Source organism: Amycolatopsis pigmentata (assembly GCF_042684065.1).
GTDB classification, from domain to species: Bacteria; Actinomycetota; Actinomycetes; order Mycobacteriales; family Pseudonocardiaceae; genus Amycolatopsis_E; species Amycolatopsis_E pigmentata.
The window spans coordinates 124060-140676 of record NZ_JBHUKR010000009.1; the positions used below are offsets into that span (position 1 = coordinate 124060).

The 16617-nt window shown below is 69.8% G+C and carries 18 protein-coding genes; 8 read left to right on the forward strand and 10 right to left on the reverse strand.

All coding sequences use genetic code 11. The features are described 5' to 3' along the window. Positions 1-50 precede the first annotated feature (50 nt). A complete protein-coding gene (locus ACFSXZ_RS20025) occupies positions 51-569 on the reverse strand; it encodes a hypothetical protein (RefSeq protein ID WP_378266628.1) in 519 nt (172 codons plus the stop codon). Between the two features lie 290 nt (positions 570-859). Here ACFSXZ_RS20025 and ACFSXZ_RS20030 point away from each other — a divergent pair, with 290 nt between their 5' ends. Both ACFSXZ_RS20030 and ACFSXZ_RS20035 read left to right on the forward strand, forming a co-directional pair. Continuing rightward, on the forward strand, positions 860-1459 hold the full coding sequence (locus tag ACFSXZ_RS20030) for a TetR/AcrR family transcriptional regulator (protein ID WP_378266629.1): 600 nt from the start codon (positions 860-862) through the stop codon (positions 1457-1459). Positions 1460-1508: 49 nt separating this feature from the next. Then, entirely contained in the window at positions 1509-2444 is a 936-nt protein-coding gene (locus ACFSXZ_RS20035; protein ID WP_378266630.1) for an LLM class F420-dependent oxidoreductase, read from the forward strand. A 50-nt stretch (positions 2445-2494) separates the two neighbouring features. On the opposite strand, the gene lipB is transcribed toward ACFSXZ_RS20035, so the two are convergent. The 5 genes from lipB to lpdA form a co-directional block, all read right to left on the reverse strand. Next, positions 2495-3208, reverse strand: coding sequence for a lipoyl(octanoyl) transferase LipB (gene lipB, locus ACFSXZ_RS20040; protein WP_378266631.1), 714 nt, complete (start codon positions 3206-3208; stop codon positions 2495-2497). A 10-nt stretch (positions 3209-3218) separates the two neighbouring features. Continuing rightward, on the reverse strand, positions 3219-3848 hold the full coding sequence (locus ACFSXZ_RS20045; protein WP_378266632.1) for a phosphatase PAP2 family protein: 630 nt from the start codon (positions 3846-3848) through the stop codon (positions 3219-3221). Next, a complete protein-coding gene (locus ACFSXZ_RS20050; protein WP_378266633.1) occupies positions 3845-4723 on the reverse strand; it encodes a TIGR01777 family oxidoreductase in 879 nt (292 codons plus the stop codon). The genes ACFSXZ_RS20045 and ACFSXZ_RS20050 overlap by 4 nt, the downstream gene beginning before the upstream one ends. A gap of 96 nt (positions 4724-4819) precedes the next feature. After that, positions 4820-6607, reverse strand: a complete 1788-nt coding sequence (sucB, locus tag ACFSXZ_RS20055; RefSeq protein WP_378266634.1) for a 2-oxoglutarate dehydrogenase, E2 component, dihydrolipoamide succinyltransferase — start codon at positions 6605-6607, stop codon at positions 4820-4822. Positions 6608-6660: 53 nt separating this feature from the next. After that, complete coding sequence (gene lpdA, locus ACFSXZ_RS20060) at positions 6661-8034, reverse strand: dihydrolipoyl dehydrogenase (RefSeq protein ID WP_378266635.1); 1374 nt, start codon at positions 8032-8034, stop codon at positions 6661-6663. Positions 8035-8216: 182 nt separating this feature from the next. Between lpdA and ACFSXZ_RS20065 the strand changes: the two genes are divergently transcribed. Beyond that, positions 8217-8576 carry an oxidoreductase gene (locus ACFSXZ_RS20065; protein ID WP_378266636.1) on the forward strand — a complete coding sequence of 120 codons (360 nt, stop codon included), beginning with the start codon at positions 8217-8219 and terminating at the stop codon, positions 8574-8576. A gap of 21 nt (positions 8577-8597) precedes the next feature. Here ACFSXZ_RS20065 and ACFSXZ_RS20070 read toward each other — a convergent pair whose 3' ends face one another. Next, positions 8598-10091 carry a leucyl aminopeptidase gene (locus ACFSXZ_RS20070; protein WP_378266637.1) on the reverse strand — a complete coding sequence of 498 codons (1494 nt, stop codon included), beginning with the start codon at positions 10089-10091 and terminating at the stop codon, positions 8598-8600. A 241-nt stretch (positions 10092-10332) separates the two neighbouring features. Here ACFSXZ_RS20070 and ACFSXZ_RS20075 point away from each other — a divergent pair, with 241 nt between their 5' ends. Both ACFSXZ_RS20075 and ACFSXZ_RS20080 read left to right on the forward strand, forming a co-directional pair. Next, complete coding sequence (locus ACFSXZ_RS20075) at positions 10333-11331, forward strand: hypothetical protein (RefSeq protein WP_378266638.1); 999 nt, start codon at positions 10333-10335, stop codon at positions 11329-11331. 249 nt (positions 11332-11580) lie between these two features. Beyond that, on the forward strand, positions 11581-12003 hold the full coding sequence (locus tag ACFSXZ_RS20080) for a hypothetical protein (protein WP_378266639.1): 423 nt from the start codon (positions 11581-11583) through the stop codon (positions 12001-12003). Between the two features lie 221 nt (positions 12004-12224). Here the strand turns inward: ACFSXZ_RS20080 and ACFSXZ_RS20085 are convergent, their stop codons facing one another. Next, a complete protein-coding gene (locus tag ACFSXZ_RS20085) occupies positions 12225-12515 on the reverse strand; it encodes a hypothetical protein (protein ID WP_378266640.1) in 291 nt (96 codons plus the stop codon). 63 nt (positions 12516-12578) lie between these two features. Between ACFSXZ_RS20085 and ACFSXZ_RS20090 the strand changes: the two genes are divergently transcribed. Further along, a complete protein-coding gene (locus ACFSXZ_RS20090) occupies positions 12579-13682 on the forward strand; it encodes a branched-chain amino acid aminotransferase (protein ID WP_378266641.1) in 1104 nt (367 codons plus the stop codon). A gap of 35 nt (positions 13683-13717) precedes the next feature. Here ACFSXZ_RS20090 and cobT read toward each other — a convergent pair whose 3' ends face one another. Both cobT and ACFSXZ_RS20100 read right to left on the reverse strand, forming a co-directional pair. Beyond that, the gene (gene cobT, locus ACFSXZ_RS20095) at positions 13718-14731 is read right to left on the reverse strand and encodes a nicotinate-nucleotide--dimethylbenzimidazole phosphoribosyltransferase (RefSeq protein WP_378266642.1); all 1014 of its coding nucleotides are present in this window, start codon (positions 14729-14731) and stop codon (positions 13718-13720) included. Positions 14732-14792: 61 nt separating this feature from the next. Next, on the reverse strand, positions 14793-15059 hold the full coding sequence (locus ACFSXZ_RS20100) for an HPr family phosphocarrier protein (RefSeq protein WP_378266643.1): 267 nt from the start codon (positions 15057-15059) through the stop codon (positions 14793-14795). A gap of 143 nt (positions 15060-15202) precedes the next feature. Here ACFSXZ_RS20100 and ACFSXZ_RS20105 point away from each other — a divergent pair, with 143 nt between their 5' ends. Both ACFSXZ_RS20105 and ACFSXZ_RS20110 read left to right on the forward strand, forming a co-directional pair. Then, a complete protein-coding gene (locus tag ACFSXZ_RS20105; RefSeq protein WP_378266986.1) occupies positions 15203-15916 on the forward strand; it encodes an IspD/TarI family cytidylyltransferase in 714 nt (237 codons plus the stop codon). Positions 15917-15991: 75 nt separating this feature from the next. Continuing rightward, positions 15992-16528, forward strand: a complete 537-nt coding sequence (locus ACFSXZ_RS20110) for a DUF2165 domain-containing protein (RefSeq protein ID WP_378266644.1) — start codon at positions 15992-15994, stop codon at positions 16526-16528. Positions 16529-16617: the final 89 nt, after the last annotated feature.

A 16617-nucleotide genomic window follows, 5' to 3' on the forward strand; every position in this document is an offset into this window, starting at 1 on the left:
GATCCTATTGCCGCGCACAACACCCCCGCGCACAACGATTTCCGCCCGCGTCACGCGCTGGGCGCGAGCATCCGCCGCAGGAACCCCGTAGAAGCACGAACAGAGCGGGGAGCGCGGGTGGCGCGAACGTCAGTGCCGTGCCGCAGCAGAGTCTCGAAAGCGGCGCCCGTCGCGGTCGTCTCCGCCTCGGGTTCGTCCGCGTCGGCCAGGCCCGCGGTGAGCACCAGCATCCGTTGCTCGGCCTCGCGCAGGGAACGCAGCGCGGGATGGCCCTCCACGTGCGCGTCGAGCACCGCACGCAGCGTGGGGTGGCTCTCGGATGCCCTGCGCCAGGCCCGGGTCACCGCGTCGACGTGATCAGGGTCGCCGACGGTCTCGGCCCGCAGGTGGCCACTGAGCACCTGAGTCCATTTGTGGTGCAGCGCCAGCAGGAGGTTTTCCTCACTGCCGAAGGTGTCCCGGGCGCCGGGAACGCTGTCGAACGGCAGCGGGCCGTCCGGTTCGCGGCGAACCTCGCGCAGGACGGCGTCCAGGATGTCGCGACGTCGGTAGAAGTCAGTCCAGGTCATAGTTTCCTCCGCGAGTTTGCGCGCCCCGCGATCGTGTCGGCAGGGCGCTCCTTGCCAGCGCACGGTCACGCTGGACAGTTAGGCGCCCTGCCGCCCCGCTGGCGGAAAGAAAGGGCGCGCTCTGTGGTCATCTTGAGAGCCGCCGGTCGACACAAGGGGTGTCATCGGATCGTCCCCTTCTGTACAGCCCCCGGCAAACTCTTGGTTTGCCACATACTGTCGGTATGTCGCCTGATAGCGGCCAACATACCATGGGTATGTCCACGATCGGGCTGCCGTAAGCTGTGAGCGTGGCGACAACGCGGTCCAGGCGGCTCGACTATTCGGAGTCCACTCGGTCCGCTCTGGTGGACAGCGCGATCGAACTGTTCACCAAGGGCGGTTACGCGGGCACCTCGCTGGACGAGGTGGCGCGGCGGGCGAGGGTCACGAAAGGTGCGCTGTATCACCATTTCAGCGGTAAGCAGGCCCTTTTCGAGGCGGCGTTCGCGAAAGTCGAGAGCCGGGTTTTCGGCCGGCTCGAGGAAATCATGCGCGGGCCGGAACCTCCGTGGGAGCGGGCGCTGCGCGGTGTGCGCGAATTCATTTCCCACTGCCTTGACCCGGCTTATCAGCGCATCGCCATTCACGAGGCGCCGGTGGTGATGGGCTGGGAACGCTGGCGCGACGCCGAGGACCGCGCGTCCTTCGGGTTGATCCGGACGGGTGTCGAAGACCTCATCGAGGCGGGCGAGGTGGAGCCGGTTCCGGTCGAGATCACCTCCCGCCTGTTGTTCGGCGCGCTTTCCGCGGCCGCCACCGAGATCGCCGGTTCCCCGGATCCGAAACGGGTCGGTGAACAGGTCGAGGCCGTGATCGTCCAGCTGCTCAACAGCGTGCGCCGGACCTGAGCCCGCGCAGGCCCGGCAGGCTCCCGCGCTACGCCACTAGGGTGGCGTCGTGGACTTCCGAATCTTCACCGAGCCCCAGCAGGGCGCGAGTTACGACGATTTGCTCAGGGTCGCGAAAGCGACCGAGGACGGCGGTTTCGACGCGTTCTTCCGTTCCGACCATTTCCTGAAGATGGGATCGGTTTCCGGGCTGCCCGGTCCGACCGACGCCTGGATCACGATGGCGGGACTGGCCATCGAGACCTCCCGCGTCCGCCTCGGCACGCTCGTCACCGCCGCCACCTTCCGGCACCCCTCGGTGCTGGCGATCTCGGTCGCCCAGGTGGACCGGATGTCCGGCGGCCGGGTCGAACTCGGCTTCGGCGCCGGCTGGTACGAGGCCGAGCACCGCGCCTACGGCATCCCGCTCTACGACGTGGGTGAGCGGTTCGACCGCTACACCGAGCAACTGGAGATCATCACCGGCCTGTGGGAAACGCCGTCCGGCGAGACCTTTTCCCACGACGGCAAGCATTACCGGCTGGAGGACTCGCCCGCGCTGCCCAAGCCCGCGCAGTCGCCGCGCCCGCCGGTGATCATCGGCGGCGGCGGGAAGAAACGCACGCCCGCGCTCGCCGCCCGGTACGCCGCCGAGTTCAACGCGGCGTTCACCGACAGCGCCACCGCGGCGACCCAGTTCGAGCGCGTGGCCGCCGCGGCGACGGAGATCGGCCGTGATCCCGCGGAGATCGTCCGCTCCGCCGCGCAGGTCGCCTGTGTCGGCCGTGACGAGGCCGAGTTCGCTCGCCGCGCCGAGGCGATCGGCCGTGAAGTCGGCGAACTGCGCGAGAACGGGCTGGCCGGGTCACCGGCCGAGGTGGTCGACAAACTCGGCCGCTACCGCGAGGCGACCGGCATTTCCCGGGTCTATCTCCAGATCCTCGACCTGTCGGACCTCGGTCATCTGGACCTCATCGCCTCGGAGGTCGTTCCCCAGCTGTCCTGACCCGGCCGCCCTGAGCCCGGGCCCGGCCCGGGCTCAGGGGCCGAAAGCGGTCAGGAAACCGCCGCGGCGCGCGGAATCCAGTGGTCGGTGACGGGAAGTTCGCCGTCGAGCGCGGCCAGCACGGCGTCACGGGCGAAGGGAAGCGCTTCCTCTACGGTGACGATCCGCCCCAGCTCGAACGACAGCGACGTGACCCCGGCGTCGCGGATGCCGCACGGGACGATCTTGCCGAACGCCGAGAGGTCCGCGTCGCAGTTCAACTCGAAGCCGTGCATGGTCACGCCCCGCTGCACCCGGATGCCGATCGCGGCGATCTTGCGTTCCGGACCGTGGTCGTCGGCGGCCACCCAGACGCCGCTGCGTCCCTCCACCCGGCCCGTGGACACGCCGAACTGCGCGCACACCCGGATCAGCGCCTCTTCGAGCCGCCGCACGTAGTGCACGACATCGATCGGGTCGCCCAGCTTGACGATCGGGTAACCGACCAGCTGACCCGGCCCGTGCCAGGTGATCTTGCCGCCGCGGTCGACATCGATCACCGGCGTGCCGTCGATCGGGCGGTCCGCCGGCTCGGTCCGCTTCCCCGCCGTGTAGACGGAGGGGTGTTCCAGCAACAGCAGCGTGTCCGGCGCCTCGCCCTCGGCGCGGGCGACGGCGAGGCCGCGTTGCATCTCCCAGGCGTCGGAGTAGTCGATCGTGCCGATCGGACGCACGTCGACGGGTTGCGTGGTTTCGCGGCAAGAACTGGCGGAGGTAGCGGTCACGTAACGAAGGCTACGCCGCGACCGAGGTGACCGGCATCGGTCCGGGAAGCAACCTCACACCGGCCGCGACGACCAGTCCGGTGCCGAGCACCGCGAGCACCGAGCCGACGGTGTCGGTCAGCCAGTGCACCCCCAGGATCAGCCGGGTCACCGCGACCAGCACCGTGGCCGCGGCGAAGGACGCGGCGGCGACGCGCGTCAGCCATGGAGCGAGCCACACGCACAGCAGGACCGCGCACAGACCGGTCGCCGCGATCGCGACCACATGCCCGCTCGGGTAGCTGAACTGCGGATACGAACGCGGCCGGACCCGCAGGAACAGCGGCTTGCCGACCGCGCTGGTGAGCCGGGTCACGACCAGCACCGGCATCACCTTGACCACGACGAGGAATTCGCGCCGGAGTCCGCGGTACCGGCACAACACCGCCGAAACGAACAGCGCGATCGCGAACGCGTCCGGCACCACGATCCCGAGCAGATCGCTGACCACCAAGGTGGCCTCTCCGAACGTGCCACGCCACAGTCCTTGCAGCGCACCGGCAACGGACAGGTCGACGCCGGCGGGCTGCCCGGTGACGGCGATGCCCAGCGCCACGAACAGGGCACACGCCACGCCGCCCAGCACGAACCAGCGGATCACAGCGCGGCTGCCAGTGCCTGGTCGAGTTCGGTGCAGGCGAAGGAATATCCGGCCTCGAGCAACACCGTCGGCACGGCTCGCTGTGAGACCAGCGCGAGTTCGTCCGCCGCCTCACCGAGCGCGGCCCGGAGCGCGAACGCGGGCACCCACCAGGGCGCCGGGCGATTCAGCACCCGGCCGAGCACGCGGGTGAACTCCGCGTTGGTGACGGGTTCCGGCGCGCAGAGATCCACCGGCCCGGACACGGTTTCGTGCTCGGTGAGGAACCGGATCGCGCCGACCTCGTCGGCGATCCCGATCCACGGCATGTACTGCCGCCCGTCACCGAGACGTCCGCCCAGACCGAGCTGGAACAGGGGTTTCAGCGGCCCCAGAAGCCCGCCCTTGCCCAGGACGAGACCCGTCCGCAGGTTCACCACGCGCGCGCCCGCGCGCGCCGCCGGCGCGGTGGCGGCTTCCCATGCCTCACACAGTCCGGCGAGAAACCCTTGTCCCCGAGGGGAAGTCTCGTCGACGACGCGGTCGCCGGTGTCCCCGTAGAACCCGACGCCGGAGGCGTTGATCAGGGCCGGGACGCCGTGCTCGGCCACGTCCTCGGCGAGCACGTCGGTCGGCTCCACGCGGCTGTCCACGATCATCTGCTTGGTCGCCGCGCTCCAGCGCCTGCCGATCGGCGCGCCGCACAGGTTGATCGCCGCGCCGAGCCCGTCGAAGGCGCGTTCGTCGATCCGGCCCGAGGGCGGATCCCACTCGAACTCGTCACCGGCCCGGGGCGCTCGCCGCACGAGCCGCCGCACCTCGTGGCCACCCGCACGCAACTCGGCCACCAGCGACCGGCCGATGAGGCCGCTGGAACCGGCGATCAGGATCCGCATGGTTCGATCGTAAGCACCGGCGTCGTGGACGGCGTAGACAGCAAAGACGCGCCCGGCCGGGGGAACGCGATGGCCGGGCGCGTCCGGACCACGGGATCAGAGACCGAGCTCGTCCTCGAAGTGGCCTTCTTCCAAGCGGTGCTTGATGGTGGTGAGGAACCGGCCCGCGTCGGCACCGTCGATCAGACGGTGGTCGTAGGTCAGCGCCAGATAGGCCATCGAGCGGATCGCGATGGTGTCCTGCCCGTCCGCGTCGGTCACCACGACCGGCCGCTTCACCACCGCGCCGACACCCAGGATCCCGGACTGCGGCTGGTTGATGATCGGCGTGTCGAACAGCGCGCCGTTGCTGCCCAGGTTGGTGACCGTGAAGGTGCCACCGGACAGCTCGTCCGGCTTGGCCTTGTTGGACCGCGTGCGCGCGGCCAGGTCGGCGATGCGCGTGGCGAGACCGGCCAGGTTGAGCTCACCGGCGTTGTGGATGACCGGGGAGAGCAGGCCCTTCTCGGTGTCGACGGCGACGGCGAGGTGCTCGTCACCGAAGTAGGTGATCTCCTTGCTTTCCTCGTCGAAGTAGGCGTTGACGTTCGGGTGCTGCTTGAGCGCCTCGACCGTCGCCTTGGCGAAGAACGGCAGGAAGGTCAGCTTGACACCTTCGCGCTCGAGGAACTGCTGCTTCGCCCGCTCGCGCAGCCGGGCCACCTTGGTCATGTCGACCTCGAAGACCTGGGTGAGCTGCGCGGAGGTCTGCAGCGACTCCCGGGTGCGCTGGGCGATCAGCTGCCGGATCCGGCTCGCCTTCTGCACCGTGCCGCGCAACGCGGCCAGCTCGGGCGAGGGCGCGGCCGGTGCCGACGGGGCACTCGACGGCCGCGGCGCCTGAGCGGCGGGAGCGGCCGGGGCCGTCTGTTCCTTCTGCTTCGCCTCGGCCGCGGCGAGCACGTCCTGCTTGCGGATCCGTCCGCCCACGCCGCTGCCGGTGAGGTCGGACAGGTCGATCCCGTGTTCGGTGGCCAGCTTGCGCACCAGCGGCGTCACATACGGGCCCTCGGCGGTGGCGGGATGGCCGTTGCCCGAAGGCTCCGGGGCTTCCGCCTTGGCGGGAGCCGGCGCGGCGGCTTGCGGCTTCGCTTGGGGAGCCGGTTCGGCCTTGGGCTGAGCGGGCTCCGGCTTCTTTTCCGGGGCGCGCTGCTCCGGCTCGGTCCGTTGCGGCGCCTGGGGTTCCGGCTGAGCCTGCGCCGGCTCGGCACCGGCATCGCCGATCACCGCGAGCCTGCCGCCGACCTCGACGGTCTCGTCCTCGCCCACGCTGATCTCCAGCAGGGTGCCCGCGACCGGCGAGGGCACCTCGGTGTCCACCTTGTCCGTGGAGATCTCCAGCAGCGGCTCGTCCACCGCGACCGTGTCACCGACCTGCTTGAGCCAGCGGGTCACGGTGCCCTCGGTGACGCTCTCGCCCAGCTCCGGCAGCGTGACCGGAGTGCCCTCGGCGGAACCGCTCGACGTCGAGGACGCCGACGACGCCGCGGGCTCCGGCTCGGGCTCGGGCTCGCGCTCGGCGGGCTGGGCCGCACGCTCGGGCTCCGGCTCGGGAGCACTGGAGGCCTCCTCCGCGGGGGCCGAAGGAGCGCTCGCGCCGCCTTCCGACCCGTCGTCGATCACCGCGAGCTCACCGCCGACCTCGACCGTCTCGTCCTCTTTCGCGACGATCCGCCGCACGACCCCGGCGACCGGGGACGGGACCTCGGTGTCCACCTTGTCGGTGGAGATCTCCAGTAGCGGCTCGTCGACCGCGACGCTGTCGCCTTCCTGCTTCAGCCACCGGGTGACGGTGCCCTCCGTGACGCTCTCCCCGAGCTCCGGCAATGTGACGGAGTAGGCCATCGTTCGCTGACTCCTTGAATCTTGGGATGTGGTCGAAAGGATCGGGAGGTTCGTCAGCTGTGCACGTGCAGTGGCTTGCCCGCCAGGGCAAGGTGTGCTTCGCCGAGGGCCTCGGTCTGAGTGGGGTGCGCGTGGATGAGCGGCGCCACGTCCTCCGGGAACGCCTCCCAGTTGTAGATCAGCTGAGCCTCGCCGATCAGCTCGCCGACCCGGTCACCGACCAGGTGCAGGCCGACGACCGGTCCGTCCGGGGCCTTCACGAGCTTGACCGCGCCGGAGGTCTTGAGGATCTGGCTCTTCCCGTTGCCGGCGAGGTCGTAGGTGAAGGTGGTGACCCCCTGGCCGAACTTTTCCTTGGCCGCGGCCTCGGTGAGCCCGACCGAAGCGACTTCGGGGTGCGAGTAGGTGACCCGGGGAATGCCCGCCTCGTCGATCGACCGCGGCGACTGGCCGGCGATCTCCTCGGCGACGAAGATGCCCTGCTGGAAGCCGCGGTGCGCGAGCTGCAGGCCCGGCACGATGTCACCGACGGCGTAGACACCGGGAAGATTGGTGCGGAGCCGTTCGTCGGTGATGACGAACCCCCGCTCCATGCGCAGCCCGGCCTCCTCGTAGCCGTGGCCCGCGGTGTTGGGACCCCGGCCGACCGCGACCAGCAGGAGGTCGGCTTCGAGGGTTTCGCCGCTCTCCAGCGAGACCGACACGCCGTTGTCGTCCTGCTTCGCACCGGTGAAGCGGACCCCGGTGCGGAAGGCGATCTTGCGGCGGCGGAAGGCGCGCTCGAGTTGCTTGGAGGCGAACTCGTCCTCGTTGGGCACCAGCCGCGGCAGCGCCTCGACGATGGTCACGTCCACCCCGAAGGAGGCCCACACGCTCGCGAACTCGACGCCGATCACGCCGCCGCCGAGCACGATCACCTTCTCCGGGACGTAGTCCAGGGACAGTGCTTCGTCGCTGGCGATGATCCGGCCGCCCAGCTCCAGCCCCGGCAGCGTCTTCGAGTACGAGCCGGTGGCGAGGATGACGTTCTTGCCGGTGTAGCGCTGACCGTCGACCTCGACCGCGTTCGGCCCGACGAAGGTGCCGGTGCCCTCGACGAGGTTGACCTTGTTGGCCTTGGCCAGCCCCTGGAGACCCTTGTAGAGCCGCGAGACCACCGAGTCCTTGTACTTGTGGACACCGGCGATGTCGATACCTTCGAGCGTGGTCTTGACGCCGAACTGCTCACCGTCGCGCGCGAGGTCGGCGACCTCGGCGGCGTGGAGGAGGGCCTTGGTGGGAATGCAACCCCGGTGCAGGCAGGTGCCGCCCAGCTTGTCCTTCTCGATCAGGATCACGGACAGGCCCAGCTCGGCCGCGCGGAAAGCCGCGGCGTAGCCGCCCGATCCGCCACCAAGGATTACCAGGTCGGCGGAGGTGTCGGTCACTTCAATAACTCCTCGGTGAGCTTGTCGGCGAAGCTCGTTCGCAGGTCTGGTCGATGTCGTCGTACTTCTTGACCCACATCATCTTGTCACTACGGACTTCGCCATTGCGAGGTAGCCAGGTGTGTTGCTCAGCGCATCTGAGGAACGCTTGATAATGGAGGTGGGAACAGGCGAGGGATGAGGTGGTCGAGGTGGGTCTGTTCGACGCTTTGCGCAGGAGACGTGGCAGAGCGGGAGCACCGCGCAAGGCCAGTGAGAGCGACACCACGCATCTGCAGGTCTGGGCGTCGACGCGGCAGGGGGTCGAAGCCTACGTCGAGCCGCCCACCACGGTCACCGAGACCACGGTCGTGCTGATCGCGCACGACGGCGAGTGGACGCGCCGCCGCATCGGCAGTCTCGCCGCGGCCCAGCGGTTCGGCCACAAACACGGGATCCCGGTGTACGAGGTGGCGAGGGTCGGCTATCCGAAACGGATGCGCGAGTACACGCGGCGGCTCAAGAGCCAGGAACGGCGGGGAGAACAGCCGGACCAGCGCTGAATCGAGCCGCCGCGCGGTGGCTCAGCCGTTGTCGGCGATGTCGGCGAGCACGGCCGCGATGGTCCGGACCGGAACCCCTGTGCCGCCCTTGCCGGTGTAGCCCCAGGGGCCGCCGCTGTTGAAGGCCGGACCCGCGATGTCGATGTGCGCCCAGGGCAGGCCGTCGGCCACGAACTCGCGCAGGAAGATCCCGGCGGCGAGCATGCCGCCCCAGCGGTGTCCGGCCACGTTGGCCAGATCCGCCAGCCGGGAGTCCAGCTCGGCGCGCAGTTCTTCGGGCAGCGGCATCGGCCAGCCGCCCTCGCCCGTGGCCTGCGCGATCTCGGCGATCCGGTCGCGGAAGGAGTCGGTGCCCATGACGCCCGCGGTGCGGTTGCCGAGAGCGACCATCTGGGCACCGGTGAGCGTCGAGGTTTCGATGAGGTAGTCGGGCTTGTCCTCGGCGGCGCGGACGATCGCGTCGGCGAGGACGAGCCTGCCTTCGGCGTCGGTGTTGAGCACTTCGACGGTCTTGCCGCCATACATGCTGAGGACGTCGCCGGGCCGGTAAGAGGTGCCCGAGGGCAGGTTCTCCGCCAGTGGGATGGTGGCGGTCACCTCCAGCGGGTACTTGAGCTTGGCGGCGAGCACGACCGAGGCGAGCACGGCGGCGGCACCGGACATGTCCGAGGTCATCTGGTCCATGTTCGCCGCGGGCTTGATCGAGATCCCGCCCGAGTCGAAGGTGATTCCCTTGCCCACCAACGCGATCTTCTTCACCGGCTTCGGGCCCCGGTAGCTCACCCGCACCAGCCGCGGCGGGCGCGAGGAACCGCCGCCGACACCGAGGATGCCGCCGAATCCCTTGCGCTTCAACGCTTTCTCGTCGAGAACCTCGAAATCGAGCTTGTTCGCGTCGGCGAGTTTCGCCGCGCGGTCGGCGAAAGAGGCCGGGTAGAGGTCGTTGGGCGGCGTGTTGATCAGGTCGCGGGCGATGATCACCGCTTCGGCGATCGCGGCCGACGCTTTCAGCGCCGCCTTGGCGGCCTTGGCGGTGTCTTCGGGCGGGCTGAGGAAATCGACCGCGCCGACCGGCGCGTCACCCGGCTCGGAGCGGTACCCGGTGAACGCGTAGGCGCCGAGCGCGATGCCTTCGACCGCGGCCTTGAGGTCTATTGTGGACAGTGTGCACAGCGCGCGGGCGGTGCCGCCGAGCGAACGGGCGGCCGCGCCGGCGGCCCGCCGGACCTGCTCGCCGGACAGGGCACCGTCCGCGGCGGGCTTGCCGAGGCCGACCGCGAGCACCACGCCGGCGCTCAGCTTGCCCAGCGTCGGCAGCTTGACGATCTCCTCCGCCTTGCCGGTCGCGCCCAGCGTGGCCAGCACGTCCGCGAGTTTGCCGTCGAAGGCGGCATCCGCCGCTTCCGCACCCGGTGCGAGGGTGACCGACTTGTCGCCCTTGACGGTGCCGACCACCAGGATGTCGGCACGGCTCGGGTCGATGGTGTCGGTGAGAGCGAACTTTGGCAGGGTCACTGTTCCTCCGCGAGTTTGCGCGTCCCCGCGATCGTGTCGACAGGGCGCTCCTTACCGGCACACGTCACGTGGAGTGGATGGGCGCCCTGCCGCCAAGATAGCGGAAAGAAAGGGCGCGCTCTGTGGTCACCTTGACAGTCGCGGGTTGACACAAGGGGTGTCACTGACGGCTCCTCGGGTTAAGGACCTCGATCGTAAGCCATGCTAACGAGGACTCGCCCGTCGAAAGCAGGTGGTAGGTATGTGGCTGGGCGCCGGACTGCTGGTCACACCGGCGGTGGGGGCGGCCGCGGGTGGCTGGTGGCTGCTCGCCGGGGTCGTCCTCGCGGGCGTTCTTGCCCTGTTGTCCGCCGGAGTCGTCCCGATCGATCCGGCCGGGACGTGGTTCACCCATGGCACCCACGCGGCGGCCCGCCTGGCGGGCGCGCCGCTGTTCGCCGCCGTGTTCGCCGTCTACCTCTTCCCGTGGCACACCCGCCTGGCCGCCGTCGCGTTCGCGCTCGCCGTCACGGTGCCCGCGGCGGCCGGCCTGTCCCTGGCGCGGTACTGGCGGGGCTGGCTGCTCGGCGTCCTGCTCGTTTCCGCGGCCGCGCTGGTCGCCGTGTGCCTGGCTATTCCGCCGGTGTCCTCGCCCGGCGCGGGGACGAATCGTCCCGGACCCAGCGGCGCGTTCGCCGCGGGTGCGCTCGTCTTCCCGTTACTGACCCGTCGCCGGAGCTGGTGGCTGGCCGGATCGGTGGCGGTGGCGCTCGCCGTCTGCGCCGCGGAATTGTTCCAACTCGGCCCGGTCCGGCTCGGGCTCTCACCGGCCCCGGTGCGGGACGTGCTCGCCGCGGCCGACGGGCAGGCCATCCTGCCCCTGCTGGCCGGAGTGGTCGTGATCGCCACCGTTCCCGCCACGCTGGCTGCCCTCTCCGGGGCGGCCGCCGGCTTCCCGCACGCGCGGTGGGCGACGATCGGCTGCGGCCTGGTCGCCGCGGCCGGCGCGGCGCTGCTGCATCCAGCCTCCGCGCTCTGGCTCGCCGCCGCGCTGGCCCTCGCCGACGTTCTCGTGACGAGCCTGCTCGCCGTGTCACGCCGACGCGACGCGCGGTCGATCCTGTGCGCCGCGCTGGCGATCAGCCTGCTGGCCTGGATACCGCCGTTCTCGCTGCTCCTCGCCGTAGCGCTGATCGGCGCGACCGCCGCCACGTTCGCGGCCGTCAGGTCGCGTGGAACGGCACCACCGCCAGCACGGTGACGGCAAGCAGCGTTACGGCATTACCGGCGGCCATTCAGGTGAAGTGACGCCGACACAGGCGGATCACCTCGTGTCGGCCGCCGGACGAGCCTGTTTTGCGCAATGATCAACTGGTGTAGCGGCCTGCGAGCGTGGCTGGACTTACGGAAATCTCTGTACGCCAGGTACCAGATCCCGCCTTCGGCCGAGTTGCACGCGACGCAGTTCATCAACGGTCGCGGGAATCCCTCACAAAACCCCGGTGTGAACATGTCGAAGAAGGCGCGTCACGAGGTCGCCGAGCGGGCACTGGCCACCATCGGTCGTTGCCCTGAGCTGCGCGTCGGCGCTGTCTACCGGCAGACATCAGCGCGGAAGAAGGCGTACGCCGTCGAGCGGGAAGCCACGTACATCGGATTGGTGGACCACCTCGACACGCGGCTCACCGCGGCCGGTGAGCACGGCATGATCATCATGGACGGGAACGGCACGCACTCCAACGGCTATTACGGTGCCCACCGTGGACTCAAGCTGAACTCACGAAACCTGATCGAGGACCCCGCTGTTCGTCCCGGCGCACCGTTCGGCTTGGGTGCGGATGGCCGACTTTGTCGCGTGGACGATCTACCAGGGACTGCGGAGGCACTCCGGAAAGCGGTTCACCTGGAGCTGGTACGACCGGTACCTGCGTGACTGTGACGTCAATGGTGGACCGGTAGCGGTCTGACCCGGCCTGTGGAAAAAGAACCGGAAAAAAAGCTAGACCTGCCGATCCACATGTGTGGGGCAGGTCCGCCCCGAATGCGTAGCGCAAACTCGACCAACGGCGCCCTCACGGAGCACAGGCTCGACCAATACGGTGCGTTCGCGCAGCACGGTGGCGTGCCGAAGGTTCCCTGGCTGGGATACGGCCGTCAGGTCGCGTGGAAGAGCACCACGGCCAGCACGGTGAGCGCGATGTCCACCACGGCCAGGAGGATCACCGACCGGACCGGGATGTCGCGCGGGAAGATCTTTTTGCCGTGGTGCTTGCGCCACCCCAGCACCGTGAACAGCGCGACGATCAGGCCGAGGAAGGCGCCGCCGGTGTCGAGCAGGATGACGCCGTTGAGCGTCAGCACCCCGACGACGTAGGTCAGCAGCGCGGCGGAGACGAAGGTGCGCACGTCGGAACCGGTTCCGGCGGACACTTTGTTGGCGACCACGGTGCCATATTAGGGCACCTGTCGATCGTTGGACGTCCGAGCAAATCGGTTATTCTGATCCGCATGACGACCACGATGCCCTTCACCCGTACCCCCAACCCGACTCCCGCGTCCGCGGAGCGGGTAGCGCAGGTACTGGCGAAGCCGGGCTTCGGGACGTACTTCACCGACAACATGGTGACGCTGCGCTGGGACGCCGCCCGTGGCTGGCACGACGGCGAAGTGCGCGCCTACCAGCCGATCACTCTCGATCCGGCCACGTCGGTGCTGCACTACGGGCAGGCGATCTTCGAAGGCCTCAAGGCCTACCGGCAGCCCGACGGCTCGGTCGCGGCCTTCCGGCCGGACGCCAACGCCACCCGGTTCCGTTCGTCGGCCCGCCGCCTCGCCATGCCGGAACTGCCCGAAGAACTGTTCGTGGACTCCCTGCGCGAACTGATCGAAGTGGACGGCCGGTGGGTGCCGGGCACGCCGGGCGAGACGCTCTACCTACGCCCCTTCATGATCTCGACCTCGGTCGGCCTCGGCGTGAACGCCCCGGCGAGCGAGTATCTCTACACCCTTATCGGCTCGCCGGCCGGGCCGTACTTCGCGGGCGGCGTGAAGCCGGTGAGCGTGTGGCTGTCCACCGAGTACGTGCGGGCCGCTCCGGGCGGCACCGGCGCGGCCAAGTGCGCGGGCAACTACGCGGCGTCCTTCCTGGCTCAGGCGCAGGCCGTGGAGCAGGGTTGTGACCAGGTGGTCTGGCTCGACGCGGCCGAACACCGGTGGGTCGAGGAAATGGGCGGGATGAACCTGTTCTTCGTCTTCGGCTCCGGCTCGGACGCGCGGTTGGTGACCCCCGAGCTGAGCGGGTCGCTCCTGCCCGGCGTGACCCGCGATTCGCTGCTGCGGCTGGCGGCCGATTTCGGGTATCCGGTCGAGGAGCGCCGGATTTCCACCGACGAATGGTCCTCGGCCGTGGCCTCCGGCGAACTGACCGAGGTCTTCGCGTGCGGCACCGCCGCGGTGATCACGCCGGTCGGCCGGGTCAAGCACGCCGGGGGCGGGTTCCTGATCGGCGGTGGCGAGCCCGGCGAGCTGACGATGAAGCTCCGCGCGGAGCTCACCGGTATCCAGGAGGGCACCCGCCCCGACCCGCACGGCTGGATGCACCGGCTCTCCTGAGAGGACTGAACGGGAGGGCGTTCGCGCCCTCCCGTTCAGGCTTGGGTGGCCACGTCCGTGAGCAGGCGGGTGGCCATCACCAGCAGCGGGAGCGCGGTGGCCGCGCCGGCGCCTTCGCCGAGCCGGATGTCGAGGTCCAGCAAGGGTTTCAGGTCGAGGCGCTCGAGCACGAAGTCGTAGGCCGGCTCGGCGCACCGTTGCCCGGCGACCCACCAGGACCGTGCCCCGGGGGCGAGTTCGTCGGCGACCAGCGCGGCGGCACCGGCGGCCAGCCCGTCCAGCAGAACCGGTGTCCGGCGGATCGCGGCCTGGGCGAGGAATCCGGCGATGGCGGCAAGGTCGGCGCCCCCGGCGGTGCGCAGCAGCGCCACCGGGTCGGCGAGCACGGCCCTGGCCCGGCGGAGTGCGTCGCGGATGGCGGCCGCCTTCCGCATCCACGTCACGTCGTCGATGCCCGAACCACGGCCGACGACGGCGACCGGCTCGGTTCCGGTCAGTGCCGCGACGAGCACCGACGACGGCGTGCTGGCCCCGACGCCGAGATCTCCCGCGATGAGCAGATCCGCCCCGGAGTCCACTTCGGCGTCGGCGACGGCCATCCCGGCTCGCAGCGCCGCGTCCGTCTCGTCCGCGGTGAGCGCGTCCTCGACGTCGATCGAGCCGGATCCCTTGCGTACCTTGAATTCGGTGAGCGGCGTGTCACCGTCCACCCCGACATCGACCACGCGCACGCCCGCGCCGCCGACCTGCGCCAGCGCGCTGGTCACCCCCTCGCCGGCGAGCAGGGTGCCCACGCGCCGCGCGGTGACTTCCGGCGGATAGGCCGAGACGCCCTTGGCCGCGATGCCGTGATCCGCGGCGAACACCACGATCCGCGGCCTGGCGAACGGGCGCGGCGGCGACTGGGCCTGGCAGGCGGCGATCCACGCGCCGAGTTCTTCGAGCCTGCCGAGCGAAGCGACGGGTTTGGCGAGGGTCGCGTGCCGTCGCAGTGCCTCGGCGCGAACGACCTCGTCGGGCTGGGGCACGGGCGCGAACTCAACAGTCACGCCGTCAACCTAGCGGCCGGTGGCGGACCCTTTCCTTCCGGCTCGAAGCGGCAGGAGTGGTTCAGGAGTCCAGGTCGGTGACCAGGAGCCGCGACAGTTCGGCCAGCGCCTTGTCCGCGTCGTCCCCCTCCGTGTGCAGGACGACCTCCTCACCGTGCTCGATCGCCAGGCCCAGCACGGAAAGCATGCTCCGCGCGTCGACCGGCGTGCCCCCGGGCCTGCCGATCGTGACCGGGCCGGAGTGCTTGGCCGCGGCCTTGACGAACAGGCTCGCCGGGCGCGCGTGCAAGCCGACCGAGGACGCTACCTTGACAGTGATCTCGGGCATGTCACTCCTTGCGAGGAAGGGAAGAGTGCCGGACCTTCCCCGAATGGTACAGACCTTTCAGGGTTGCAAGAAGCGAGCAGGCCCGGCCGTATGATCCCCCTGTGAACCAAGGCAGGCCGGACACGGACCCTGGCGCCGCCGCCGTGGTGCTGGCCAGCGGGGCGGGCACACGGGTCGGCGCGAGCCTCAACAAGGTCTATCTGCCGCTTGCCGGGCGGCGGCTGGTCTCCTGGTCGCTGGAAGCGTTCGCCCGCGTTCCCGGGGTGAGCGTGCTCGTGCTGGTGACCCGGCCCCAGGACGCGGCCCTGGTCGAGCAGGTGCTGGGGCATGAGGTGGGTGCCGCGGTGGTCGAGGTCGTCCACGGCGGGGCGAGCAGGCAGGAGTCGGAACTGCGGGCGCTGCGCCACCTCGCCGGGCGGATCGGCCGTGGCAGCGTCGACACCGTCCTCCTGCACGACGCCGCGCGGCCGTTGGTCACGCCGGAGTTGATCACTCGCGTGCTGGGCGCGGCCAGGGAACACGGCGGCGCCATCCCGGGACTGGCCGCCGACGACATCGCGGCGATCTCCGAGGACGGCGAGTCGCTCAGCCCGCTGGCGTGGGCCGGTACCGCGGTCAAGGCCCAGACCCCGCAGGCCTTCCGGGCCGGTCCGCTGCTGGAAGCCTACGAGCGGGCCGAACGGGAAGGCTTCGCCGGCACCGACACGGCGTCGGTCATGGAACGGTTCTCCGCGCTACCGGTGCAGTGGGTGCCGGGCGAGGAGCAGAACATCAAGGTCACCTATCCGCACGACCTCGCGGTCGCCGGGCACGTGCTCGCCAGGGGAAGCGCAGGGGCGGTTTCCCCGTCCGGGTGAGCCAAGTTGCCAGAAGTCCACAGCCGCGTGGTGATCATCCGGTTAGAGTTTCGACTTATGCGTCTTATAGCCAGATTGGGGACACAGTCTCTGGCGGTCGCAGTACTCACCGTCATCACGGCCGTCCAAATGCTCCTGGTCACCGTCGACAATGTGATCGACTACGACACCAACTACGCCTTCGTGCAGCACGTGCTGGCGATGGACACCACCTTCCGCTCGCCGCACCTGATGTGGCGGGCGATGGTCACGCCCGGGTTCGCCACCACCGCCTACGTGGCGGTGATCATCTGGGAGGTCCTGACCTCTGTCGTGCTGCTGACGGCGAGCGTCGCGTGGATCCTCCGCCGCCCGCTCGCGCCGAAGCTTTCCGCCGCCGGATGGCTTCTGGAACTGGCGTTGTTCGCCGGGGGGTTCCTCGCCGTCGGCGGCGAGTGGTTCCAGATGTGGCAGTCGTCCAAGTGGAACGGTCTGGAATCGGCCACGCGCTATCTGTTGGTGACCGCGGTGGGCCTGATCCTGGTGCACCGGCTACCGGGAAGCACCCCGGCCACGGACTCACTTGACCGTTCTGGGGGACACCGGGAAGCGGTCGTGGACGACAAACTATAGGGAGAGTGATCGACCACGCAGGGACGGCGCGCCACCGAGAACACCCCCAGGATTCTCGGCGGACGCGCCGCGACAACAGCATGACAGCG